Annotated in this window: 21 protein-coding genes and 1 pseudogene; 18 read left to right on the forward strand and 4 right to left on the reverse strand. The window is 61.9% G+C overall.

Annotated features, from left to right (window positions below; translation table 11 throughout):
- Window positions 1-52 precede the first annotated feature (52 nt).
- From ACZ5M5_RS28355 to ACZ5M5_RS28370, 4 genes are all read left to right on the forward strand, one after another.
- A complete protein-coding gene (locus tag ACZ5M5_RS28355) occupies window positions 53-307 on the forward strand; it encodes a type II toxin-antitoxin system RelE family toxin (protein WP_060740284.1) in 255 nt (84 codons plus the stop codon).
- Window positions 291-614 carry a helix-turn-helix domain-containing protein gene (locus ACZ5M5_RS28360; RefSeq protein WP_103309265.1) on the forward strand — a complete coding sequence of 108 codons (324 nt, stop codon included), beginning with the start codon at window positions 291-293 and terminating at the stop codon, window positions 612-614. Before ACZ5M5_RS28355 ends, ACZ5M5_RS28360 begins: the two co-directional genes overlap by 17 nt.
- A gap of 140 nt (window positions 615-754) precedes the next feature.
- Window positions 755-1,531: a bestrophin-like domain gene (locus ACZ5M5_RS28365; RefSeq protein WP_060740282.1), complete on the forward strand. Its 777-nt coding sequence runs from the start codon at window positions 755-757 to the stop codon at window positions 1,529-1,531.
- 87 nt (window positions 1,532-1,618) lie between these two features.
- Window positions 1,619-2,035, forward strand: coding sequence for a DUF3010 family protein (locus ACZ5M5_RS28370; RefSeq protein WP_060740281.1), 417 nt, complete (start codon window positions 1,619-1,621; stop codon window positions 2,033-2,035).
- Between the two features lie 172 nt (window positions 2,036-2,207).
- Here ACZ5M5_RS28370 and ACZ5M5_RS28375 read toward each other — a convergent pair whose 3' ends face one another.
- Window positions 2,208-3,383, reverse strand: coding sequence for an AAA family ATPase (locus ACZ5M5_RS28375; protein WP_464738279.1), 1,176 nt, complete (start codon window positions 3,381-3,383; stop codon window positions 2,208-2,210).
- 68 nt (window positions 3,384-3,451) lie between these two features.
- Window positions 3,452-4,411 carry a GlxA family transcriptional regulator gene (locus tag ACZ5M5_RS28380; RefSeq protein WP_060740279.1) on the reverse strand — a complete coding sequence of 320 codons (960 nt, stop codon included), beginning with the start codon at window positions 4,409-4,411 and terminating at the stop codon, window positions 3,452-3,454.
- 192 nt (window positions 4,412-4,603) lie between these two features.
- Between ACZ5M5_RS28380 and choX the strand changes: the two genes are divergently transcribed.
- From choX to ACZ5M5_RS28410, 6 genes and pseudogenes are all read left to right on the forward strand, one after another.
- A complete protein-coding gene (gene choX, locus ACZ5M5_RS28385; RefSeq protein WP_060740278.1) occupies window positions 4,604-5,548 on the forward strand; it encodes a choline ABC transporter substrate-binding protein in 945 nt (314 codons plus the stop codon).
- 71 nt (window positions 5,549-5,619) lie between these two features.
- Window positions 5,620-6,507, forward strand: coding sequence for a 3-dehydrocarnitine:acetyl-CoA trimethylamine transferase CdhC (cdhC, locus tag ACZ5M5_RS28390; protein ID WP_060740277.1), 888 nt, complete (start codon window positions 5,620-5,622; stop codon window positions 6,505-6,507).
- 162 nt (window positions 6,508-6,669) lie between these two features.
- Window positions 6,670-7,635 (forward strand): L-carnitine dehydrogenase, encoded by a 966-nt coding sequence (locus ACZ5M5_RS28395; RefSeq protein ID WP_060740276.1) that lies wholly within the window; start codon window positions 6,670-6,672, stop codon window positions 7,633-7,635.
- Window positions 7,636-7,798: 163 nt separating this feature from the next.
- Window positions 7,799-8,266 (forward strand): annotated as a pseudogene (locus tag ACZ5M5_RS28400) (thioesterase family protein); the annotation flags it as partial.
- Window positions 8,267-8,293: 27 nt separating this feature from the next.
- On the forward strand, window positions 8,294-9,457 hold the full coding sequence (locus tag ACZ5M5_RS28405) for a gamma-butyrobetaine dioxygenase (RefSeq protein ID WP_060740274.1): 1,164 nt from the start codon (window positions 8,294-8,296) through the stop codon (window positions 9,455-9,457).
- Window positions 9,458-9,838: 381 nt separating this feature from the next.
- The gene (locus tag ACZ5M5_RS28410) at window positions 9,839-10,102 is read left to right on the forward strand and encodes a hypothetical protein (RefSeq protein ID WP_060740273.1); all 264 of its coding nucleotides are present in this window, start codon (window positions 9,839-9,841) and stop codon (window positions 10,100-10,102) included.
- Between the two features lie 118 nt (window positions 10,103-10,220).
- On the opposite strand, the gene gbdR is transcribed toward ACZ5M5_RS28410, so the two are convergent.
- Both gbdR and ACZ5M5_RS28420 read right to left on the reverse strand, forming a co-directional pair.
- Window positions 10,221-11,324, reverse strand: a complete 1,104-nt coding sequence (gene gbdR / locus ACZ5M5_RS28415; RefSeq protein ID WP_060740272.1) for a choline metabolism transcriptional regulator GbdR — start codon at window positions 11,322-11,324, stop codon at window positions 10,221-10,223.
- 617 nt (window positions 11,325-11,941) lie between these two features.
- On the reverse strand, window positions 11,942-13,318 hold the full coding sequence (locus ACZ5M5_RS28420) for an L-serine ammonia-lyase (RefSeq protein WP_192262743.1): 1,377 nt from the start codon (window positions 13,316-13,318) through the stop codon (window positions 11,942-11,944).
- Window positions 13,319-13,743: 425 nt separating this feature from the next.
- On the opposite strand from ACZ5M5_RS28420, the gene ACZ5M5_RS28425 reads away from it, so the two are divergent.
- The 8 genes from ACZ5M5_RS28425 (at window position 13,744) to ACZ5M5_RS28460 (ending at window position 24,266) form a co-directional block, all read left to right on the forward strand.
- Window positions 13,744-14,691, forward strand: coding sequence for a choline ABC transporter substrate-binding protein (locus ACZ5M5_RS28425; RefSeq protein ID WP_060740270.1), 948 nt, complete (start codon window positions 13,744-13,746; stop codon window positions 14,689-14,691).
- 71 nt (window positions 14,692-14,762) lie between these two features.
- Complete coding sequence (choW, locus tag ACZ5M5_RS28430) at window positions 14,763-15,608, forward strand: choline ABC transporter permease subunit (protein ID WP_060740269.1); 846 nt, start codon at window positions 14,763-14,765, stop codon at window positions 15,606-15,608.
- The gene (choV, locus tag ACZ5M5_RS28435; RefSeq protein ID WP_060740268.1) at window positions 15,605-16,783 is read left to right on the forward strand and encodes a choline ABC transporter ATP-binding protein; all 1,179 of its coding nucleotides are present in this window, start codon (window positions 15,605-15,607) and stop codon (window positions 16,781-16,783) included. Before choW ends, choV begins: the two co-directional genes overlap by 4 nt.
- A 310-nt stretch (window positions 16,784-17,093) precedes the next feature.
- The gene (gene betI, locus ACZ5M5_RS28440; RefSeq protein ID WP_060740267.1) at window positions 17,094-17,714 is read left to right on the forward strand and encodes a transcriptional regulator BetI; all 621 of its coding nucleotides are present in this window, start codon (window positions 17,094-17,096) and stop codon (window positions 17,712-17,714) included.
- Window positions 17,715-17,793: 79 nt separating this feature from the next.
- Window positions 17,794-19,266: a betaine-aldehyde dehydrogenase gene (gene betB / locus ACZ5M5_RS28445; protein WP_060740266.1), complete on the forward strand. Its 1,473-nt coding sequence runs from the start codon at window positions 17,794-17,796 to the stop codon at window positions 19,264-19,266.
- Window positions 19,267-19,413: 147 nt separating this feature from the next.
- Window positions 19,414-21,117: a choline dehydrogenase gene (gene betA / locus ACZ5M5_RS28450; RefSeq protein WP_103309619.1), complete on the forward strand. Its 1,704-nt coding sequence runs from the start codon at window positions 19,414-19,416 to the stop codon at window positions 21,115-21,117.
- Between the two features lie 369 nt (window positions 21,118-21,486).
- Window positions 21,487-22,929, forward strand: a complete 1,443-nt coding sequence (locus ACZ5M5_RS28455) for a TldD/PmbA family protein (RefSeq protein WP_060740264.1) — start codon at window positions 21,487-21,489, stop codon at window positions 22,927-22,929.
- Complete coding sequence (locus ACZ5M5_RS28460) at window positions 22,929-24,266, forward strand: TldD/PmbA family protein (RefSeq protein WP_464738280.1); 1,338 nt, start codon at window positions 22,929-22,931, stop codon at window positions 24,264-24,266. Before ACZ5M5_RS28455 ends, ACZ5M5_RS28460 begins: the two co-directional genes overlap by 1 nt.
- Window positions 24,267-24,331: the final 65 nt, after the last annotated feature.

Consider the following 24,331-nt stretch of genomic DNA (forward strand, 5'->3'; position numbering starts at 1 on the left):
AAAGAATATAAGTCAGGATTCGCAAATCTTATAAAAGACTTATATTCTTTCCATGAACACTATCCACTGGACCAGAAAAGCCGTTAAGCAGCTTCTGAAATTGCACTCAGCCCATCAGGCCCAAGTTCGGGATGCCGTTACGGCGCTCGCCCAGATGCCTGACGTGGTCAACGTCAAAGCGCTTGTCGGTCATGACTATGCGTACCGCCTGCGGGTAGGCAACTACCGAGTCATGTTCGATTGGGACGGGGCGATCAAGGTCGTCAGCATTCAAGAGGTCAAGAAACGCGATGAACGCACCTACTGATATTCAGATCATCAACGATGCAGACGGAAACCCGGCATTTGTGGTCATTCCGTACGCACAATACGTTGCGCAAAAACTGGAACCCGATCTGATCCCTCACGAAGTGGTCAGCCGTATCGTCGACGGCGCTACGCCTATCCGCGCCTGGCGCGAACACTTGAACCTGACTCAGGATGAAGTCGCCAGGCGACTGGGTATTTCTCAACCGGCGTTTGCCCAGCAGGAATCGGTCGCAAAGCCTCGCCGGGCTACTCGAGAGAAAATTGCCGCTGCCTTTGGTATCCATGCTGACCAGTTGGAACTGTAGGCCTACGGGGATATCCCAACAGACATTAGGCTTCAGATACTGTTAACTCTGACAGTATCCGAAGCGAAAGGAGGGCTTAGGATCAGCTCATGACAGGCGCTCACGTTAGTCGGTGTTATTGCCTATCAAGGGATTTTCATATGCTCTCTCTTACCGCCTTGCCTTTATATGGGTTAGCTATTTTTATCGCCATCGTGGCGGGCATCGAGGCCGGTCGCCGGATCGGCAACCGTCACCTGGCCCAAGACCCGGAGGGCGCCCGCCAAGGCATTGGGGCAATAGAAGGCGCAGTGTTCGGCCTGCTGGCACTGCTGATTGCCTTTACCTTCTCTGGCGCAGCCACGCGCCTGGATCAACGGCGCGCGCTGATCGTTGCCGAAACCAATGCCATGGGCACCGCCTGGCTACGCCTGGACCTGCTACCGGCCAGCGAGCAACCGGCCGTGCGCCAGGCGTTCAAGGATTACGTCGACGCCCGCATCGAGTATTACCGCGATCTGCGCGAAGACGAACTCGACGAAGCCGCCCATGATCGTGCCAGTGACTTGCAACAGACCATCTGGAAACGCACGATCGCCGCCCTGCAGCAAATGCCCACCCCAACCCTGGGGGTCAGTGTGCTGCAGGCACAAAATGAAATGATCGATATCACCACCACCCGCGCCGTGGCCCATGAAACCCACCCACCGCTGGTCATCTACCTGATGCTGGTGACCATGGCCCTGATCAGCGCCCTGCTGATCGGCTATGGCATGGCCGGTACAAAGCGGCGCAACTGGCTGCACAGCCTGGGTTACGCGGCGGTCATGGTCTGCGTGCTGTATGTGATCCTGGACTTCGAATACCCCCGCTTCGGCGTCATCCGGGTCGATTACTTCGACAAGATCATGCTCGATCTGCGCCAAAGCATGAACTGAGTGGGCCGCAAATGAAAAAATCACCGCGGCGTTCCAGACCAAGATGGATAAACTGCAACTCCACACCTCCAGGCATCAAGGGTTCCAATGATCATTTGCGGCATCGAAATCAAAGGCAGCGAAGCGATCATCGCCGTTGCCTCGCTGGAGCAGCAGGCGTTGACTCACATCGCGCTGAACACCAAGAAAATCGCCCTGGACGACGATGACGAAGCCGCCAACGTCAAGGCGTTTGCCGCCCAGGTACGGGCGTTCGTGGTCGAGAATGGCATCGAACGCATCGCCATCAAGAAGCGCAGCAAGAAAGGCGAGTTCGCCGGCGGACCGACCACGTTCAAGATTGAAGGGGTTTTCCAGTTGCTGGAAGGCTGCGAGGTGACACTGCTGTCACCGCAGACCCTCAACGCGCAGCACAAGAAACATGACTTCGCCTTGCCGGCGACGCTGAACAAGTATCAGCACGAGGCGTACAAGGCGGCGTGCTCGGCATTGATGAAGAAATAGACCTTTTCCAGCCGAACACAATACCTGTGGCGAGGGAGCTTGCTCCCGCTCGGCTGCGCAGCAGTCGTAAACCGGTTTGCAGGGTTCACCTGTTGCACCATGGCGCCTGGTTTGGGGCGACTGCGTCACCCAGCGGGAGCAAGCTCCCTCGCCACAGAATGTATTCCCAGGTTCAATGTTGCTTGCGATACCCCTTCAACCAATCCGCAAACGCTTTGTCCTCCAAGGCGTAACCACCGCGATTGGACTTCCACACCAGTTCCTTGTCACGCAGCGCGTCGATGCAGGATTGGATGGTCTGGGTGCCAGGCACGACTTCGCTGCCCATGCTCCTGAGCACCTTGCCCACGGCGTCCAGCGTTGAATCGGTGAAGGGCGCAAAGGGTTCGTTGTTTTGCGAGCGCTCGGCCATGACCTGCAGCACTGCCCGTTGCGGCACCGTCAAGGCGTTCCAGGCACTTTCAAACTCGGTCCAGACGCCAGCACGGAGCATTTGCGCGCTGTTGCGCAGCAATTCGCCCAAGTGGCTCGCCTCACCCAGTTCCAAGGCAATTTCGCCAATGACGCTGCGCAGCATTTCAGGGCGGCGCCCTACCAACTCGAAGGCCTGGTCCAAGTCATCGGCATTGAACTGATTGGTTTGGGCCAGATGCGCGTTCAAATGGGCAGCGTAGGCTTTGGTGAACTCTTTACCCAGCAATGGGAACGAGGTGATGCTGGATCCGTAGAACGGTTGGTTACGGCTGAGTACCAAGTGCGCGAGTTTGTCGCGATTGGAGCCGGTGAACACCAGGCGCAGGCCGCTGGTATCACCCTCGCGCCCTTGGTTGAGTTGGTCGCGGGCAGCCTTGAGGGCGAACATGGCGTTGACCCCGGCCTCGGTGGTCAACGCATGCTGAGCTTCGTCGATCACCAGCACCACGGTTTTACCGGCCGCACTGTGCAACAACTCCAGCGCCTGGGTCAGCGTCGCCCCTTCGGGCAGTTGCGGCAGGCTGAAATCCCAGGACAACGTGCGCAAGAAGCTGAGTTTGTCGATGCCCATGGATTTGGCCAGCTTGCGGATCCCCTTTTCATAAGGCACCAGTGCCCCGGCGATTGCCGAAGCGATCAGGTCGGCAGGGTCTTTCTCCTTGTTGGCCCACAGGTCGACGTAGACCGCGAGCCAGCCGCGGGTTTCGCACTCGGGAATCAAGTCTTCACGCAGGAACGTACTTTTTCCGGTACGTCTCGGCGCGGCCAGGAACAGGCCTGAGGTGTAATCCTGGATCCCGGCGCCGACCAGCCCATCGACAATATTGCGGGCCAGATCAGGGCGCCGGAATACAAAACCAGGGTGCTTGGACATGGTTTTATACTCAATTATGGCGACAGGTATAATTTATAGTCGCGAGTATAATTGAGTATAAAAGCCTGTCAAACCACCTCCCGCCCATCCCCCTGCCGCCGCCGATCTTCCCGTGGACAACGCGCGAACCGTGCCCGGTAACTGCGGGTGAAGTACGACGGTGACTCAAAGCCGCAGGCGATGCTCACTTCCAGTACGCTCATGTCGGTCTGGCGCAGCAGTTGCCGGGCCTTTTCCAGGCGCAGGCGCAAATAGAAGTTGCTCGGGGTGTCGTTCAGGTGCAGGCGGAACAGGCGTTCGAGCTGGCGTCGTGTGACGTTGATCGACTCGGCCAGGGCCAAGGTGCTCAGGGGCGGTTCGCTGTGGGTTTCCATCTCGCCGATGACGTGCACCAGCTTCTTGTTGCGAATGCCATAGCGGTTGGCGATTTCCATGCGTTGGTGATCTTTGCGCGGGCGGATGCGGCCGAGCACGAACTGTTCGCTGACCTGGATCGCCAGCTCCGAACCATGGGCCTGGCCGATCAGGTCGAGCATCAGGTCGATGGACGCGGTGCCACCGGCGCAAGTGATGCGGCGACGGTCGATTTCAAACAGTTCCTGAGTCACGCCAAGCTGCGGATAAGACTCCTTGAACGCCTCGATCGCCTCCCAGTGCAAGGTCACGCGATGCCCTTCCAGCAGCCCCGCCTCGGCCAGGACCACACTGCCGGTGTCGATGCCGCCCAGGATCACGCCTTCGTTGTCCAACCGATGCAGCCAGCGCTCCAGGGCCGGGGTGGCGAACTTCAGTGGTTCGAATCCCGCCACCACCCAAAGGGTCGCGCCCTTCTTCAACGGCTCCAGCGCGGCATCGGCGTTGACCGACATGCCATTGCTCGCCAGCACCGCCCCGCCATCGACGCTCAACACATGCCAGCGATACAGCTCGCCACGAAAACGATTGGCGACCCGCAACGGCTCGATGGCCGAGATGAAACCGATGGCCGAAAAGCCCGGCATCAACAAGAAGTAGAAATCCTGGGACATGAAGCGCACTCGGTCGACGGGTAGCGTGCGGACCTTGATACGCCAGTTGCAAGCGTCGTTCAAGAGCGCAGGTCGCTGCAGTGCAAGAGCACGTCGCCGCTGTGCGTTTTGCCACGCTTCGGGCTGCGTAACTTGGCATCACCGGCGCACAGACACCGGGCCCCATAACAATAAGCTGCCGAGGAACCCGACATGAAACGACTGATCAGCTCCTGCGTTCTTGCACTCAGCGCTACCACCTTAATGAATGGCGCCGCCATGGCCGCGGAACCCGCCGCGTGCCAGAACGTGCGCCTGGGCGTGGTCAACTGGACCGACGTCATCGCCACCAGCGCCCTGACCCAAGTGATGCTCGACGGCCTCGGCTACACGACCAAGCAGACCAGCGCCTCCCAGCAAATCATCTTCGCTGGCATTCGTGACCAACGCCTGGACCTGTTCCTGGGCTACTGGAACCCGCTGATGACCCAGACCATCACTCCATTCGTCGAAGCCAAGCAGGTCAAGGTCCTGGAGCAGCCCAGCCTCAAGGATGCCCGCGCCACCCTGGCCGTGCCGACCTACCTGGCCGACAAGGGCCTGAAGACCTTCGCCGATATCGCCAAATTCGAAAAAGAGTTGGGGGGCAAGATCTACGGCATCGAACCCGGCTCGGGCGCCAACACCCAGATCAAGGCGATGATCGCCAAGAACCAGTTCGGCCTGGGCAAATTCCAACTGGTGGAGTCCAGCGAAGCCGGCATGCTCGCCGCCGTGGACCGCGCCGTACGGCGCAAGGAAGCCGTGGTGTTCTTTGGCTGGGCGCCGCATCCGATGAACGTCAACGTGCAAATGACCTACCTCACCGGCAGCGAAGACGCCCTCGGCCCGAACGAAGGCATGGCCACCGTCTGGACCGTCACTGCGCCGAACTACGCCGAGCAATGCCCGAACGTCGGTCGCTTGCTGAGCAACCTGACCTTCACCGCCGAAGACGAGAGCCGGATGATGCAGCCGCTGCTCGATCACAAGGATCCGCTCGAATCGGCCCGGCAATGGCTCAAGGATCATCCGCAAGACAAGCAGCGCTGGCTCGACGGCGTGACCACCTTCGACGGCAAGCCGGCCGCCGACAACCTGAAACTCACCAGTAACTGACCAACCGTTCTCCCTCTGCGCAGCACCATACGGCTGCGCGGTGACTCACCACGCCTGAAGGAATCCGCACCATGAACCACGACGTCATCATCACCTGCGCACTCACCGGTGCTGGCGACACGACCGCCAAGAGCCCCCACGTGCCGGTCACCCCGAAACAGATCGCCGCCGCTGCCGTCGAAGCCGCCAAGGCCGGTGCCACCGTGGTCCACTGCCACGTCCGCGACCCGCAGACCGGCAAGTTCAGCCGCGACGTGGCGCTGTACCGCGAAGTGATGGAGCGCATCCGTGAGGCGGACGTGGACATCATCGTCAACCTCACCGCCGGCATGGGCGGTGACCTGGAGATTGGTGCGGGCGAACGACCGATGGAGTTCGGCCCCAACACCGACCTGGTGGGGCCGCTGACCCGCCTGGCCCACGTCGAAGAGCTGTTGCCGGAAATCTGCACGCTGGATTGCGGCACCCTGAACTTCGGCGACGGCGACACCATTTACGTCTCCACCCCGGCACAACTGCGGGCCGGGGCCAAGCGGATCACCGAGCTGGGGGTCAAGGCCGAACTGGAAATCTTCGACACCGGGCACCTGTGGTTCGCCAAGCAACTGATCAAGGAAGGCCTGCTGGACAACCCGCTGTTCCAGCTCTGCCTGGGCATCCCGTGGGGCGCGCCGGCCGACACCACCACCATGAAGGCCATGGTCGACAACCTACCAGCCGACGCAGTGTGGGCGGGCTTCGGCATCGGCCGCATGCAAATGCCGATGGCCGCCCAGGCGGTGCTGTTGGGGGGCAACGTGCGGGTCGGGCTGGAAGACAACCTCTGGCTGGATAAAGGCGTGCTCGCCACCAACGGCCAACTGGTGGAGCGCGCTGGCGAAATCCTCAGCCGCCTCGGGGCGCGCGTGCTCACTCCGGCTGAAGGCCGCAAGAAAATGGGCCTGGCCCAGCGCGGCTGAGCCGACATCCACATTCCCCTATTGGGGGGCACAACCTGTGGGAGCAAGGCTTGCCCGCGATGACGGTATGTCAGTCGACATCCCTGCTGAATCTACTGCCGCCATCGCGGGCAAGCCTTGCTCCCACAGGAGACCACCGAACTATTTTTTCAGGACATCACCATGAGCTTTATCACCGACATCAAGACCTTCGCCGCCCTGGGCAGCGGCGTGATCGGCAGCGGCTGGGTCAGCCGCGCCCTGGCCCATGGCCTCGACGTCGTCGCCTGGGACCCCGCGCCGGGTGCCGAGGCGGCATTGCGCAAACGCGTCGCCAACGCCTGGGGCGCGCTGGAAAAACAGGGCCTGGCCCCTGGCGCCTCGCAGGATCGACTGCGCTTTGTCGCGACCATCGAAGAATGCGTGCGCGACGCCGACTTCATCCAGGAAAGCGCCCCCGAGCGCCTGGAACTGAAGCTCGAACTGCACGGCCAGATCAGCGCCGCCGCCAAGCCGAATGCATTGATCGGCTCCAGCACTTCGGGGCTGCTGCCCAGTGAGTTCTACGAAGGTTGCACCCACCCCGAACGCTGCGTGGTCGGACACCCGTTCAACCCGGTCTACCTGTTGCCGTTGGTGGAAGTGGTCGGTGGCAAGCACACCGCGCCCGAAGCCGTGCAGGCGGCCATGCAGGTGTACGAATCCCTCGGCATGCGGCCGCTGCATGTACGCAAGGAAGTGCCCGGCTTCATCGCCGACCGCCTGCTCGAAGCGCTGTGGCGCGAAGCCCTGCACCTGGTCAACGACGGCGTCGCCACCACCGGGGAAATCGACGATGCCATCCGTTTTGGCGCCGGCCTGCGCTGGTCATTCATGGGCACGTTCCTGACCTACACCCTGGCCGGTGGCGATGCCGGCATGCGGCACTTCATGGCCCAGTTCGGCCCGGCACTGCAACTGCCCTGGACCTACCTGCCAGCGCCGGAGCTGACCGAGAAGCTGATCGACGATGTGGTGGACGGCACGAGCGAGCAATTGGGCAGCCACAGCATCTCGGCCCTGGAGCGCTATCGTGATGATTGCCTGCTGGCGGTGCTGGAGGCGGTGAAGACCACCAAGGCCAAGCATGGAATGGCTTTCGAAGAGTAAACCCTGGTTCTGGGGCCAGCAGGCCTGGCCCCATCGCGAGCAAGCTCGCTCCCACAAGGATTTCGCGGTGTGAACGCTCTTTATTTCCCCCAGAAGATCCCTGTGGGAGCGAGCTTGCTCGCGATAGCGCCAACCCAGTCACCCCAATTGTCGGACCTGAATCATGCCCACCCTCACCACCTACCAAACCCGCATCCTCCCCGAATGGGTCGACTACAACGGCCATCTGCGCGATGCCTTCTACCTGCTGATCTTCAGCTACGCCACCGACGCGCTGATGGACCGGCTCGGCCTGGACAGCCAGAACCGCGAAGCCAGCGGTCACTCGCTGTTCACCCTCGAGCTGCACCTCAACTACCTGCACGAAGTGAAACTCGGGGCCGAGGTGCAAGTGCACACGCAGATCATCGGCCACGACGCCAAACGCCTGCACCTCTACCACAGCCTGCATCTGGTTGGTGGTGATAAAGAACTGGCCGGCAATGAACAGATGCTGCTGCACGTCGACCTGGCCGGCCCGCGCTCGGCGCCCTTCACCGAGCAGACCCTGGCCCGGCTCGACGCCCTGCTGGACGAGCAATCCGACCTGCCGCCCCCAGCCTACATCGGTCGGGTCATCGCCCTGCCCCCGCCCGATAAGCCCCGCACAGGAGATCGCATGAACACCGCCGCCGCTTTTGCCGACTTCCGCCGTTATCCCCTGATCTTCGCGTTGACCGCCGCAACCCCCTTGGCCGACCGGGTGCAAGTCACATGGGCCGATGGCCGGACCAGCCCCTTTCATCACCCATGGTTACGGGACAACTGCCCTTGCCCCCAATGCGTCTACAGCGTCACCCGCGAGCAGGTGCTGGAAATCGTCGATGTCGCTGAGGACATGGCCCCCGGCGCGATTCGCCTCGACGACGAAGGCTGCCTATGCGTGGACTGGCAGGACGGCCACCAGAGCCGTTTTGACCCGGGCTGGTTGCGCGCCCACGCCTACGACGATCAATCCCGGGCCGAGCGCCTGGCGAACAAGCCCCAACGCCAGCTATGGCGGCACGACCTGCCACTGCCGGTGTTCGATTATCCGGCGCTGATGGACGATACCGACGCGCTGCTGCAATGGTTGCTGGCGCTGCGCGACATCGGCTTGACCCAAGTAAGCGGCGTGCCCACCGAACCCGGTTCGCTGAAACGGGTGGCCCAACGCATCGCCTTCATCCGCGAGAGCAACTTCGGCGTGCTGTTCAACGTGCAGTCCAAGGCCGATGCCGACAGCAACGCCTACACCGCTTTCAACCTGCCACTGCACACCGACCTGCCGACCCGGGAGTTGCAGCCGGGGCTGCAGTTCTTGCATTGCCTGGTGAATGACGCCGACGGTGGCGAGAGCATTTTTGTCGACGGTTTTGCCATTGCCGAAGCCCTGCGCCGGGAAGACCCCGAGGCCTTCGACGCCCTGTGCCGGATTCCGGTGGAATTTCGCAACAAGGACCGCCGCAGCGACTATCGCTGCCTGGCGCCGATCATCGCCCTGGATGCCCTCGGACAGGTCTCGGAAATCCGCATGGCGAACTTCCTGCGCGGGCCGTTCGACACCTCGGTCGAGCAGATGCCCAAACTTTACCGTGCCTACCGCCGCTTCATCGCCCTGACCCGCGAGCCACACTTTCGCTTGGTGCAGCGCCTCGAACCGGGCCAGCTCTGGTGCTTCGACAACCGCCGCACGCTCCATGCCCGCAACGCCTTCGACCCGGCTTCCGGCGCGCGGCATTTCCAGGGGTGTTATGTGGATCGGGATGAATTGTTGTCGCGGATTCTGGTGTTGCAGAGGTAGACCGCGTCATCGTTCATCGCGAGCAAGCTCGCTCCCACATTAGGTTTCGTGAACGACACAACCCCAGTGGGAGCGAGCTTGCTCGCGATAGCGTCCTGACGAACAACCCATCACTCCCTGATTGTCACAGACAAAAAAATCCCCGATCAAGCCGTGACAGGATCGGGGCAGGTTGCGTTACTGGAGGAGCTGTCGCGCGAGGGTGACCAAACCATCGTGATTCAGCTTGGGGCCAGTGTGCCCAGTCCAGGCCTGGGCAAGTTAACCGAAAACGACGCCTCCATAGTCATTCGTGACATTGCGACCATTTGCCCTTGCCGCCGCTTCGGGTGGCTACCAGAATCGAGACACGACCCCAATCCCTGAACAAGGAAAAGCGTCATGATGCACGCCGATTTGATCGACCAGGAAGACCTGCTGGGCCATCTCAAGGCCCTGGGACTGCAGATACCCAGTGGCTCCACCGCCGAGCAGGCCTGCGAGTGCGCTGTGCGGGGCTTGGACCAGGCCCGCGCCAATGAACTGCGGCGGATGGTCAAGGACATGTACACCAGCAGCGCCACCATCCTGCCGGCCGTGCGCCAGGCAATCGACAAGCAGCTGTTGCCGGCGCTGATGAATTACCAGCAAAACCACAGCGCCTGATAAAACCAATCGCGAGCAAGCTCGCTCCCACAGTGATCCCTGGTGTGCACACTTTCTATTGCACCCAGCCGATCGCCCTGTGGGAGCGAGCTTGCTCGCGATGAAGGCGCTAGAGGTTTTAGAGCCTCACACTGGCAAACGTCGACTCATTACGCGCCTGGCTCAGCGCCGACAGCGGCCCGGACAATGGCGACAGCACCAACGCCTGCGGCAGCGGCATCATCGCCACCTGTTGCGTGGTGTTGGAACCGACGCGCTCGTCCCGCGGTGGAATGCCGAAGTATTCGCGGTAGCACTTGGAGAAGTGCGGGGTGGAAACGAAGCCGCACACCGAGGCTACCTCGATGATCGACATCGGCGTCTGCTTGAGCAGTTGCCGCGCACGAATGAGCCGCAGCTTGAGGTAGTAGCGCGACGGTGAGCAGTGCAGATACTTCTGGAACAACCGCTCCAGCTGACGCCGGGACACGGCGACGTACACCGCCAGTTCGTCCAGGTCGATCGGCTCTTCGAGGTTGGCTTCCATCAACGCCACGATTTCCTGCAACTTCGGCTGGTTGGTGCCAAGCATGTGCTTGAGCGGCACACGCTGGTGATCCTGCTCGTTGCGGATACGCTCGTAGACAAACATTTCAGAGATCGCCGCCGACAGCTCGCGACCGTGATCGCGACTGATCAGGTGCAGCATCATGTCCAGCGGCGCGGTGCCACCGGAGCTGGTGAAGCGGTTGCGGTCGAGGGTGAACAGGCGGGTACTCATCGACACCCGCGGGAATGCTTCCTGCATCGCCGCCAGGCATTCCCAGTGCACGCTGCAATCGAAACCGTCCAGCAGGCCGGCGCAGGCCAGGGCCCAGCTGCCGGTGCAGACCGCGCCGAGGCGACGGGACTGGCGGGCCTGGCTCTGCAACCACGACACGTGTTCACGGGTCACGGTGCGCTGGATGCCAATGCCACCACAGACGATGACGGTGTCCAGGGGCGGCGCCTTGTGCATGGAAGCGTCGGGGGTGATCTGCAAACCGTCGCTGGCCCAGACCTGGCCACCATCGACCGTGAGGGTGGTCCAGCGATACAGCTCGCGACCGGACAGCTGGTTGGCCATGCGCAGCGGTTCCACCGCGGACGCCAGGGAAATCAGCGTGAAATTGTCCAGCAGCAAAAAGCCGATGGATTGAGGCGCACGGTTCTGGGGTTGGGCCCCGGAGTTGGACGTCGTCATCGCGGTATCTCCTCACACAAAGCGGGTGATGGCCTCAGGCGGAGGCTCTTGTTATTGCCACGTTCTCTTGCGCGAGACAGGGCTTTATCGGGATAGAGCAATTGCCATGCCTAAAATTGAATGTGTGTTCAATAAATCCTGAAAACGACATCGCAGCCTGTCTATATAAGGCGTGCATCGCGTCCGGGTTTTAGGTGCCATCAATGGCGGCAGGTACCGATCACAGAAGGCTGTGAGCAGTTCGGTAGCACTTGTGGGAACTGGGCTGCGCGGCTAGCGCAAGGAGTAGCACCACAGGTGCGGGTGACGGACGGTCGAGCGCGATTGAGCGGCTGGCTCGACAACGGGGGGCTTGTCTGTTTGCGACGCGCTAAAAGGTGGCGTGTTTCAGGATGGATGTGCATTTTGTGAGCGATTTTAAGAACAACCCGTGGCGAGGGAGCTTGCTCCCGCTCAGCCCGGTAGGAGCTGTCGAGCGAAGCGAGGCTGCGATCTTTCCACAGCCCATTGAATCGAGAGCCAAAGATCAAGATCAAAAGATCGCAGGCTTCGCCAGCTCCTACCGGGCCCAGCGGGAGCAAGCTCCCTCGCCACAGAGAGCCCCGGCAATGCGTGCTTCAGCACTCCACCGCACTGACCGCCAAGCCGCCGCGCGAGGTCTCTTTATATTTGTCATGCATGTCGGCACCGGTGTCACGCATGGTGCGGATCACCCGGTCCAGGGAGATGAAATGCTGGCCATCCCCGCGCAGGGCCATTTGTGCGGCGTTGATGGCCTTGACCGCGGCGATCGCGTTGCGCTCGATGCACGGCACCTGCACCAGGCCGCCCACCGGGTCGCAGGTCAGGCCGAGGTTGTGTTCCAGGCCGATTTCCGCCGCGTTGCACAGTTGCTCCGGCGTGGCCCCGAGGATTTCCGCCAGGCCCGCCGCCGCCATGGCGCAGGCCGATCCCACCTCGCCCTGGCAACCGACTTCGGCGCCGGAGATCGATGCGTTCTTTTTGCACAGGATCCCGATGGCCGCCGCAGCGAGGAAATAATCCACGACGTTGGCGTCGGTGACCGCTTCGCTGAATTTCATGAAGTAGTGCAGCACCGCCGGGATGATCCCCGCCGCACCGTTGGTCGGTGCCGTGACCATACGCCCGCCGGCCGCGTTCTCTTCGTTGACCGCCAGGGCGAACAGGTTGACCCACTCCATGGCGCTGAGGGTCGAGCCGATGACATTGGGCTTGTTCAACTCTTGCAGGCTGCGGTGCAACTTGGCCGCCCGCCGACGCACATTCAAACCGCCCGGCAGGATGCCTTCGTGCTTGAGGCCCTGCTCGACGCAATCCTGCATGGCCCGCCACAGTTTCATCAGGCCACTGCGGATCTCTTCTTCGGACCGCCAGACCTTTTCGTTGGCCAGCATCAACTCGGCTACCCGCAAGTTGTGGGTACGGCACAGCTCAAGCAACTCTTCGGCACTGGAGAAATCGTAAGGCAGCTCAGTGCTGTCCAGATCCACCACGCCGCTGGAGGCCTGGGCTTGATCGACGACAAAACCACCGCCCACCGAGTAATAAGTGTCACGGTGCAGCTCGCCGTCGGCGCCCTCGGCCACCAGCGTCATCGCATTGGGATGGAATGGCAGGTTCTCGTCGATCAGGCGCATGTCCCGGGACCACACGAACGGCACCGGCAGCCGACCGTCGAGCAGCAGGGTCTGGGTTTCACGCAGCAGCTCGATGCGCGGGCCGATCTGCGACGGGTCGATCGCGTCCGGCCACTCCCCCATCAGGCCCATGATCACGGCGTTGTCGCTGCCGTGGCCGATGCCGGTGGCTGACAGCGAACCGAACAATTGCACCTCGACCCGGCGCACATCATTGAGCAGGGCCTTTGCCTTCAGCGCTTCAACGAACAGCGCCGCGGCACGCATGGGGCCCACGGTGTGGGAACTGGACGGGCCGATACCGATTTTGAACAAGTCGAAAACGCTGATTGCCATTGCCGATAACCTCCAGAACAGGCACATCCGGGCGCAGGAGCGTCCGGTGACGGAGCTGCTACGCTCAACGCCGGGATGGCCGCATCATCCGGTTTTTGCCTGGGCGCCCGACGTCTGACACCGACGCAATCATGCCCACCAGCGCCGCCCGTCCCTGACCCCGTTTCTGCGGCGTTTTTCTGCGTGTCAGAGGCCCGTCAGGGGCGGAAAAAATCTGTAAACGACGTCACCGACACTGGATGCGACCATCCCTGTACTGGATACGACCCACCCTGTAGGCGTCAGATTTGCACTGGTACATGATCGGTTACGGCTCGTTTGCAAGGCCGCGTGTCAGAGAGTGCCCACGCGCCACCAACCGCAACATCCAATTAAGCGTGGTTGTCCTGACCGGACACCGCCGATAAAACACCAGGAGTCCACCCATGAAAGGTTCCAAGCCGTTGTTGTTGGCCGCCATGCTGAGTCTTCCGATGCTGGCCAACGCTGCAGACCCCGAAAAGTGCAGCACCGTCAACTTCTCCGATGTCGGCTGGACCGACATTACCGTGACCACGGCGACCACCAGCGTGGTGCTGGACGCGCTGGGCTACAAGACCAAGACCACCATGATTTCCGTGCCGGTGACCTACAAGTCCCTGGCCGATGGCAAGAACATGGATGTATTCCTCGGCAACTGGATGCCGACCATGGAAAACGACATCAAGGCCTACCGCGAAGCCGGCACCGTGGAAACCGTGCGCACCAACCTCAAGGGCGCCAAGTACACCCTCGCCGTGCCCCAGGCCTTGTACGACAAAGGTCTGCATGACTTCGCCGACATCCCCAAATTCAAGAAAGAGCTGGACGGCAAGATCTACGGCATCGAACCGGGCAACGACGGCAACCGCCTGATCCAGAGCATGATCGAAAAGAACGCCTTCGGCCTGAAGGACGCCGGCTTCAAAGTCGTCGAATCGAGTGAAGCAGGCATGCTCTCGCAGGTCGACCGCGCCTCCAAGCGTGGCACCGACGTGGTGTTCCTCGGCTGGGCGCCACACCCGATGAACACGCGTTTCAAGATCCAGTACCTGACCGGCGGCGACGACTTCTTCGGCCCCGATTTCGGTGCCGCTACCGTGGCGACCAACACCCGCAAGGGCTACAGCCAGGAATGCAGCAACGTTGGACAACTGCTGAAAAACCTGGAGTTCACCGTCGACATGGAAAGCCAGCTGATGGGCAACGTGCTCGACGACAAGATGAAACCTGAGGCCGCCGCCAAGGCCTGGCTGAAGAAAAACCCACAGGTACTCGATACCTGGCTCGCTGGCGTGACCACCATTGACGGTAAACCTGGCCTGGAAGCCGTGAAAGCCAAACTTGCGCAATAACTGCTTATGTTATGCCGGGCGAGTTCGCTCGCCCGGGCTGTTTATTCCCTTGCATGCGGACGTTCACTACCATGCTTATTGATCAGAAAATACCCTTGGGCCAGTACATCGCGGGCTTTGTCGAATGGTTGACGCAAAACGGCGCCAGCACATTCGACGCAATCGCGCTGTTTCTGGAAACGATGATTCACGGCGTGACGTTTGCGCTGACCTGGTTCAACCCCCTGGCCCTGATCGGCCTCATCGCGCTATTGGCGCACTTCATCCAGCGCAAATGGGGCCTGACCGTATTCGTCATCGCGTCCTTCCTGCTGATTCTCAACCTGGGTTACTGGCAAGAAACCATGGAAACCCTGGCCCAGGTGCTGTTCGCGACCCTGGTCTGCGTGCTGATCGGCGTGCCGCTGGGCATTGTTGCCGCGCACAAGCCGATGTTCTACACAATGATGCGGCCGGTACTCGATCTGATGCAGACCGTACCGACCTTCGTCTACCTCATTCCTACCCTGACCCTTTTCGGTCTGGGTGTGGTCCCGGGCCTGATCTCCACGGTGGTGTTCGCGATTGCCGCGCCCATCCGCCTGACCTACCTGGGCATCCGCGACGTTCCGGACGAACTGATGGACGCCGGCAAAGCCTTCGGCTGCTCCCGCCGCCAACTCCTGTCGCGTATCGAACTGCCCCATGCGATGCCAAGCATCGCGGCCGGTATCACCCAGTGCATCATGCTGTCGTTGTCGATGGTGGTGATCGCCGCGCTGGTGGGTGCCGATGGCCTGGGCAAACCCGTGGTCAACGCACTGAACACCGCCGATATCGCCCTGGGCTTCGAAGCAGGCCTGGCGATCGTATTACTGGCGATCATGCTCGACCGAATCTGCAAACAACCCGACGCTAAAGTAGGGGGTGACGCATGAGCATCATTCGTTTCGAGGACGTCGATGTTATTTTCTCCAACCGTCCCAAGGCCGCGCTGGACCTGCTGGACAAGGGTTTTTCGCGCCCCGAGATCCTGCAGCAGACCGGCCTGATCGTCGGCGTGGAAAAAGCCAGCCTATCCATCGAGAAGGGTGAGATCTGCGTCTTGATGGGCCTTTCCGGCTCAGGCAAATCCAGCCTCCTGCGCTGCATCAACGGCTTGAACACCGTCAGTCGTGGCAAGTTGTTCGTCGAGCATGAAGGACGGCAGATCGACATCGCCTCCTGCTCCCCCGCCGAGCTGAAGATGATGCGCACCAAGCGCATCGCCATGGTGTTCCAGAAGTTCGCCCTGATGCCTTGGCTGACGGTGCGCGAGAACATCAGCTTCGGCCTGGAAATGCAGGGCCGTCCCGAGAAGGAACGGCGCAAGCTGGTGGATGAAAAACTCGAGCTGGTGGGCCTGACCCAATGGCGCAACAAGAAGCCCGACGAGCTGTCCGGCGGTATGCAGCAACGGGTCGGCCTGGCCCGCGCCCTGGCGATGGACGCCGACATCCTGCTGATGGACGAACCGTTCTCGGCCCTCGACCCGCTGATCCGCCAGGGTTTGCAGGACGAACTGTTGGAACTGCAACGCAAACTGCAAAAGACCATCGTGTTCGTCAGCCATGACCTGGACGAAGCCCTGAAACTGGGCACGCGGATCGCCATCATGAAAGACGGCAAGATCATCCAGTACAGCAAGCCGGAAGAGATCGTGCTGAACCCGGCGGACGACTATGTGCGCACCTTCGTCGCCCACACCAACCCACTCAACGTCCTGTGCGGTCGCAGCCTGATGCGCACCTTGGACAACTGCAAGCGCATCAACGGTTCGGTCTGCCTGGATCCGGGCGGCGACTCCTGGCTCGACCTGGCCGAAGGCAACACCATCAAGGGCGCCCGGCAGAACGGCGCGGTCCTGGATTTGCAAAACTGGGCACCGGGCCAATCGGTGGAAGAGCTGGGCCGGCGTCCGACCCTGGTGGACTCCAACATCGGCATGCGCGACGCGTTGCAGATCCGCTACCAGACCGGCAACAAACTGGTGCTCCACGATAACCAGAAAGTCGTCGGGATCCTGGGCGACAGCGAGCTGTACCACGCATTGCTCGGCAAGAACCTGGGCTGAGCCCACGCACACAAACGCCGCGAGATGATCGCGGCGTTTTTGTTTGTGCGGACATTCAGCCTTGCCACAACCGTTTGCTCGGCAACCGACCGACGAGTGTTATAAAGACATCCCGAAAAAGTCCTCGCCCCTGCGCGGCGGGTTTCCATGTGCCTTCAGGCGCCATTTACACATGGAATCCCGACAAACAGCGACGACTTGTCATAGAACTTTGTTTTTGTTGATTGAACGTTCAATCAAAACAAAATAGACTGGCCCTCGCCATGACGGACTGCACTCGTCCGCCTGCAGGCCTAAGGAGATGTGCTAGATGCCCAAGGTCGGTATGCAACCCATCCGCCGCCAACAATTGATCGAAGCCACATTGCAAGCGGTCGATCAGGTCGGGATGGGGGACGCCAGCATTGCGCTGATCGCCCGTTTGGCCGGTGTCTCCAACGGCATCATCAGTCACTACTTTCAGGACAAGAACGGCCTGATCGCGGCCACGGCCCAGTACCTGATGACTGTCCTGAGCGAGAACGTCACCGCGCGCCGTCATGCGCTGGAGGATTCGAGCCCGCGGGCTCACCTCAAGGTGATCATCGAAGGCAACTTCGACGCCAGCCAGGTCAATGGCCCGGCAATGAAAACCTGGCTGGCCTTCTGGGCCACCAGCATGCACCACCCGTCTTTGCACAGGTTGCAGCGGATCAACGATCACCGTCTGTATTCCAACCTGTGCTGCCAGTTCCGCCGCCTGTTGCCCGTCGATCAGGCACGCAGCGCGGCACGGGGCCTGGCCGCGTTGATTGACGGTTTGTGGCTGCGCGGAGCGCTGTCGGGAGACGCGTTCGATACCGCCCAGGCGCACCAGATCGCTTACGAATACATGGATTTCCAACTGGCCAAGGCAGGGGCGCCAGAGCACACAGAACCGCTCGATTCCTGAACCCCCACCGCAGCGCGTAGTCAGCTATAAACGACACGCTCGGTGGCCAGCCAACCACTCATGCACTTGCGAGGACTTTATGGCCCGTTTCGAACTGCAAAAACTCTACATCGATGGCGCGTACAGCGATGCCAGCGGCGACGCCACTTTCGAAGCCATCAACCCGGCCAACGGTGAAGTACTCGCCCTGGTGCAGCGCGCAACGTTCGAGGACGTCGAGCGCGCCGTGGTCAGCGCCGAAAAGGGCCAGAAAGTCTGGGCGGCCATGACCGCCATGCAGCGTTCGCGCATCCTGCGCCGCGCCGTGGACATCCTGCGCGAGCGCAACGATGAACTGGCCGCCTTGGAAACCCTGGACACCGGCAAGGCCTACTCCGAAACCCGCTACGTCGACATCGTCACTGGCGCCGACGTGCTGGAATACTATGCCGGCCTGGTGCCCGCCATCGAAGGCGAGCAGATCCCGTTGCGCGACACGTCTTTCGTCTATACCCGCCGCGAGCCCCTGGGCGTAGTGGCCGGTATCGGCGCGTGGAACTACCCGATCCAGATCGCCCTGTGGAAATCCGCACCGGCCCTGGCGGCTGGCAACGCGATGATCTTCAAGCCGAGCGAAGTCACCTCGCTCACCACCTTGAAACTGGCCGAGATCTACACCGAAGCCGGGGTTCCAGCGGGTGTGTTCAACGTATTGACCGGCAGCGGCCGTGAAGTCGGCACCTGGCTGACCGAGCACCCGCGCATCGAGAAAGTCTCCTTCACCGGCGGCACCGACACTGGCAAGAAAGTCATGGCCAGCGCTTCGAGCTCTTCGCTCAAGGAGGTGACCATGGAACTGGGTGGCAAGTCGCCGCTGATCATCTGCGACGATGCCGACCTGGATCGCGCTGCCGACACCGCGATGATGGCCAACTTCTACAGCTCCGGCCAGGTCTGCACCAACGGCACCCGCGTGTTCGTACCGAGCCACCTCAAGGCCGCCTTCGAAGCCAAGATCGCCGAGCGCGTGGCGCGCATCCGCGTTGGCAACCCAGAGGATGAAAACACCAATTTCGGCCCGCTGGTGAGCTTCGCCCACATGGAAAGCGTGCTGGGCTACATCGAGAAAGGCAAAGCCGAAGGCGCGCGCCTGCTGTGCGGCGGCGGTCGCCTGACTGAAGGCGAATTCGCCAAGGGCGCGTTCGTCGCCCCGACCGTGTTCACCGACTGCACCGATGAGATGACCATCGTGCGTGAAGAAATCTTCGGCCCGGTGATGAGCATCCTCACCTATGACACCGAAGAAGAAGTGATCCGCCGCGCCAACGACACCGACTTCGGCCTGGCCGCTGGCGTCGTGACCCGCGACCTGAACCGCGCCCACCGCATCATCCACCAGTTGGAAGCCGGTATCTGCTGGATCAACGCCTGGGGCGAGTCCGACGCCAAGATGCCGGTCGGCGGCTACAAGCAATCGGGGGTGGGCCGGGAGAACGGCATCAGTTCGCTGAACAACTTCACGCGAATCAAATCGGTACAGGTCGAACTGGGCGATTACGCGTCAGTGTTCTAAGCCGGCGTTGCCTCTGCGGCCGCCATCGCGAGCAAGCTCGCTCCCACAGGAGCTCCCATTCCAATGTGGGAGCGAGCTTGCTCGCGATTGAGTGCGAAGCACTCGCCAGGCCTGACCTGAACCCAATTCAAAAAGAGGGTGCATTTCATGTCCCAAGAATTCGATTACATCATCATCGGTGCCGGCTCGGCCGGTAACACCCTGGCCACTCGCCTGACCGAAGACGAGGGCGTCACCGTCCTGCTGCTCGAAGCCGGCGGCCCGGACTATCGCCTGGACTTTCGCACGCAAATGCCTGCCGCCCTGGCATTCCCACTGCAAGGCCGACGCTACAACTGGGCCTACGAGACCGACCCGGAGCCGCACATGAACGGCCGCCGCATGGAATGCGGTCGCGGCAAGGGCCTGGGCGGTTCTTCGCTGATCAACGGCATGTGCTACATCCGCGGCAACGCCCTGGACTATGACAACTGGGCAAAACTGCCTGGCCTCGAGGACTGGACGTACCTGGACTGCCTGCCCTACTTCAGAAAAGCCGAGACCCGGGACATCGGCCCGAACGACTACCACGGCGGCGACGGCCCGGTCAGCGTGACCACGCCCAAGGCCGGCAACAACCCGTTGTTCCACGCCATGGTCGAAGCCGGCGTGCAGGCCGGTTACCCGCGTACCGAAGACCTCAATGGCTACCAGCAGGAAGGTTTCGGCCCGATGGACCGTACCGTCACGCCCAACGGCCGTCGGGCCAGCACCGCGCGCGGTTACCTGGACGTCGCCAAGAAGCGCTCGACCCTGACCATCGTCACCCACGCCCTGACCGACAAGATCATCTTCGAAGGCAAACGCGCGGTCGGCGTGCGTTACCTGGTGGGCGCGGCTGAAGAGCGCGTGGAAGCCCGGGCACGCAAGGAAGTGCTGCTGTGCTCTGGCGCCATCGCCTCGCCACAGATTCTGCAACGCTCCGGCGTCGGCCCGGCCCAATTGCTGGAAAGCCTCGACATCCCGGTGGTCCATGACCTGCCGGGGGTCGGTGAGAACCTGCAGGATCACCTGGAGCTGTACCTGCAATACGCCTGCACCCAACCGGTCTCGCTGTACCCGTCGCTGCTCTGGTACAACCAGCCGGCCATCGGTGCCGAATGGCTGTTCAACGGCACCGGTATCGGCGCCAGCAACCAGTTCGAAGCCGGCGGCTTCATCCGCACCCGTCCGGATTTCGATTGGCCGAACATCCAGTATCACTTCCTGCCGGTGGCGATTAACTACAACGGCAGCAACGGCGTGAAGGAACACGGTTTCCAGGCGCACATGGGCTCCATGCGCTCGCCAAGCCGCGGCCGGATCCAGGCCAAATCCAAGGATCCGCGCCAGCACCCGAGCATCCTGTTCAACTACATGGCGACCGAGCAGGACTGGCAGGAGTTTCGCGACGGCATCCGTCTGACCCGCGAGATCATGCAGCAACCGGCGCTCGACCCGTTCCGGGGGCGCGAGATCAGCCCGGGCATCGAGGTGCAGACGGACGCGCAACTGGACCAGTTCATCCGCGAGCACGCCGAAACCGCGTTCCACCCGTCCTGCTCGTGCAAGATGGGCACCGACGACATGGCCGTGGTGGATGGCGAAGGCCGCGTGCATGGCATGCAAGGGCTGCGCGTGGTGGATGCCTCGATCATGCCGATCATCACCACCGGCAACCTGAACGCGCCGACGATCATGATCGCCGAGAAAATCGCCGACAAGATCCGCGGCCGCAAGCCCCTGCCACGCAGCACCGCCCCGTACTACGTGGCCGGCGAAGCGCCGGTGCGTGGCAAGCCACTGCGCGAAGTGGGGCCAATGGCTCAGTAAGGCTCAGGACCGCCATCGCGAGCAAGCTCGCTCCCACAGGGATCTGCAGCGAACGCACATTTTGTGACCATTGAAGATCCCCCTGTGGGAGCGAGCTTGCTCGCGAAAGCGGTGGGTCAGCGTGCATCCATGTCGGATGTACCGCCGTCTTCGCGGGCAAGCCCGCTCCCACAAAGGGCACGATGGCCGGCACGGATTCCGTGGTCGCCGAAGATCCAATGTGGGAGCGAGCTTGCTCGCGAAAGCGTCCGCCCTGACAACCTCAGTATTCCCTTCTACCTTGATCCCACCCCACCCCAGGCCTAATCTAGAGCCGCCGCGTCAAATCACCGCAATGCGCTGCACCCTCGCTCCAGACAAGGAGGTTCCATGTTCGACTTCCACCCCCAGCTCAAGGAGCGTTTCGCTGCCTTGCGCACGGGCGCTGAATTCTTTTCCCTGCGTTACGTGCGCGAATCCGGCCAGCATTTGTCGGTGCGCAAGAACGTCGCCGAACCGCCCAGCCTGAACCGTGATGAAGGTGCGATGCTCACCGCGCGGGTCAACGGTGTCGAGGCGTATGCCGCCACCAACGACCTGTCCCAGGCCGGTCTGCAAGCGGCACTGGAACGTGCCGAACAACATGCTCGCCAGCTCAAGCCCCATGCCTTGCTCGACCTGCGTGAACAAGCCGTGTCCAGTGACCGCGCCGATTACTTCTCGCCGCATTTCGACCAGGCCTTCCCACCCCTGAGCGACTGCTACCAGTTGCTCGGCGACGAATCGGCTGCGGTGCCCCAGGACGAGCGCCTGGTGAACTGGCAGGCCAGCATCGGCCTGACCCAGGTCGAGCAGATCTACCTCAACAGTGCCGGCGCTGAACTGCGCCAGGCCCAACGCTTCATCTACCCGGCCCTGGAAGTCACCGCCTTCGACGGCCACGACAGCCAGACCCGCACCCTGGGCCGGGAAAACTTCGGCCAGCAAGGCGGCTTCGATGTGATCAGCCGCTGCGGCCTGATCGGGGCCGGGCCGAAAATCGCCGACCAGGCCCTGCAGTTGCTGATGGCGCCGAACACGCCGCAAGGCCCCCGCGACCTGCTGCTGATGCCCGACCAGATGATGTTGCAGATCCACGAGTCCATCGGCCATCCGCTGGAACTGGACCGCATCCTGGGGGACGAGCGCAATTACGCCGGCACCAGCTTCGTCAAGGCCAGCGATTTCGGCCACCTGCAATACGGCTCCCGCCTGCTGAACGTGACCTTCGACCCGAACATTCCCGAAGAACTGGCCAGCTACAGCCACGATGACGACGGCAGCGCCGCCAGCAAACAGTTCCTGATTCGCGAAGGCCTGTTGCTGCGTCCACTGGGCGGTGCGCTGTCGCAGTTCCGCGCCGGCCTCGACGGTGTCGCCAACAGCCGCGCTTGCGGCTGGAATCGGCCACCCATTGACCGCATGGCGAACCTGAACATCGAACCCGGCGACCAGTCCCTGGCGCAATTGATCCAGGGCACCGAACGGGGCGTGCTGATGCGCACCAACCGCTCCTGGTCCATCGATGACGCCCGCAACAAATTCCAGTTCGGCTGCGAGTGGGGCCAGTTGATCGAGAACGGCGAGCTCAAGGGCGTGGTGAAGAACCCCAACTACCGGGGCATTTCCGCGCAGTTCTGGAAGAGCCTGCGCGCGGTGGGCGATGCCAGCACCCTCCAGGTCCTGGGCACGCCGAACTGTGGCAAGGGCGAACCGAACCAGGTCATCCGCGTCGGCCATGCGTCGCCAGCCTGCGTGTTCAGCAACGTTGATGTGTTTGGGGGGGATGCCTGATGAGCACTTTCAACAATCAGGCCGAGGCATTCAAGGCGTTGGTCGGCTGGCTGCGCGATACGTTGCATGAATCCGAACAGTTCACCCTCGGCTACGCCGCCGAGTCTTCGGCCTTCGTCCGTTTCAACCATGGCAAGGTCCGCCAGGCCGGCCAGGTGCAGCAAGCCAATGTCAGTTTCAAACTGATCGACGACGGGCGCCACGCCGATTTGCAGATCACCTTGTCCGGCGAAACCGAGACGGACTTGCAACGCCTGGCCGAAGGCCTGCAACAACTGCGCGAAACCTTGCCGTTGCTGCCCCGCGATCCGTACCTGCTGCTCAACCCCGACCACTGGCAGAGCAACAATGTGCAAGCCCATCCATTGCCCGAGACGGAACAGGCCATTACCGAAATCACCCGCGCCGCCGAAGGCCTGGACCTGGTGGGGTTCTACGCCGCCGGGCCCATCAGCCGTGGTTTCGCCAGCTCTTCGGGGGCGTTCGGCTGGCATCAGGCCAACAGCTTCAACTTCGATTTCAGCCTGTTCCATGACAATGGCCAGGCGGTGAAAGCCAGCTACGCCGGACATGAATGGAGCAGCGACGGATTTGCCCGGCGCTTCGAACAGGCCCGCGAGCAACTGGAATTCCTCGGCCGCCCGCTGCGCACGTTGCCGCCCGGCGAATATCGCGCCTACCTGGCGCCGGCCGCTCTGGAAGAGATCATGGGCATGCTCAGTTGGGGCGGGTTCTCGGCCGGTGCAATCGCCAGCAAGCAAAGCCCGCTGCAGAAGTTCTACGCTGGCGAAGCCCACTTCAGCCCCAACGTGTGGCTGACGGAGCAGGTCAGCGGCTCCTTGAGCCCGGCATTTTCCGACGAAGGTTATCCCCGCGATGACTTGGGGCTGATCGCCAAGGGCACGGCCAATGCGCGACTGGTCAACTCCCGCAGCGCCGCCGAATATGGCCTCGCGGCCAACGGCGCCAGCAGCAGCGAATACCCTACGGCGCTGGACATGCGGGGCGGACAACTGGAGCAAAGACACATCCTCGAAGAACTCGGCACCGGGCTGTACATCAGCAACCTCTGGTACCTGAACTACTCGGACCAACCGGCGGCGCGCCTGACCGGCATGACCCGCTTCGCCACGTTCTGGGTCGAGAATGGCCAGATCGTCGCGCCGGTCAGCACCATGCGTTTCGACGACAGTGTCTACAGCCTGCTCGGCTCACAACTGGAAAGCCTGACCCAAGAGCGGGAACTGCTGCTCTCGGCCAGCACCTACAGCCAGCGAGCCACGGCCTCGATGTTGTTGCCGGGGGCGCTGGTGAAGCGGTTGACCTTGACGCTGTAACAAAGCATCGCGGGCAAGCCTTGCTCCCACAGGATGTGCGCCGTACATGTGGGAGCAAGGCTTGC

It is taken from the genome of Pseudomonas sp. Van50 (assembly GCF_055390755.1).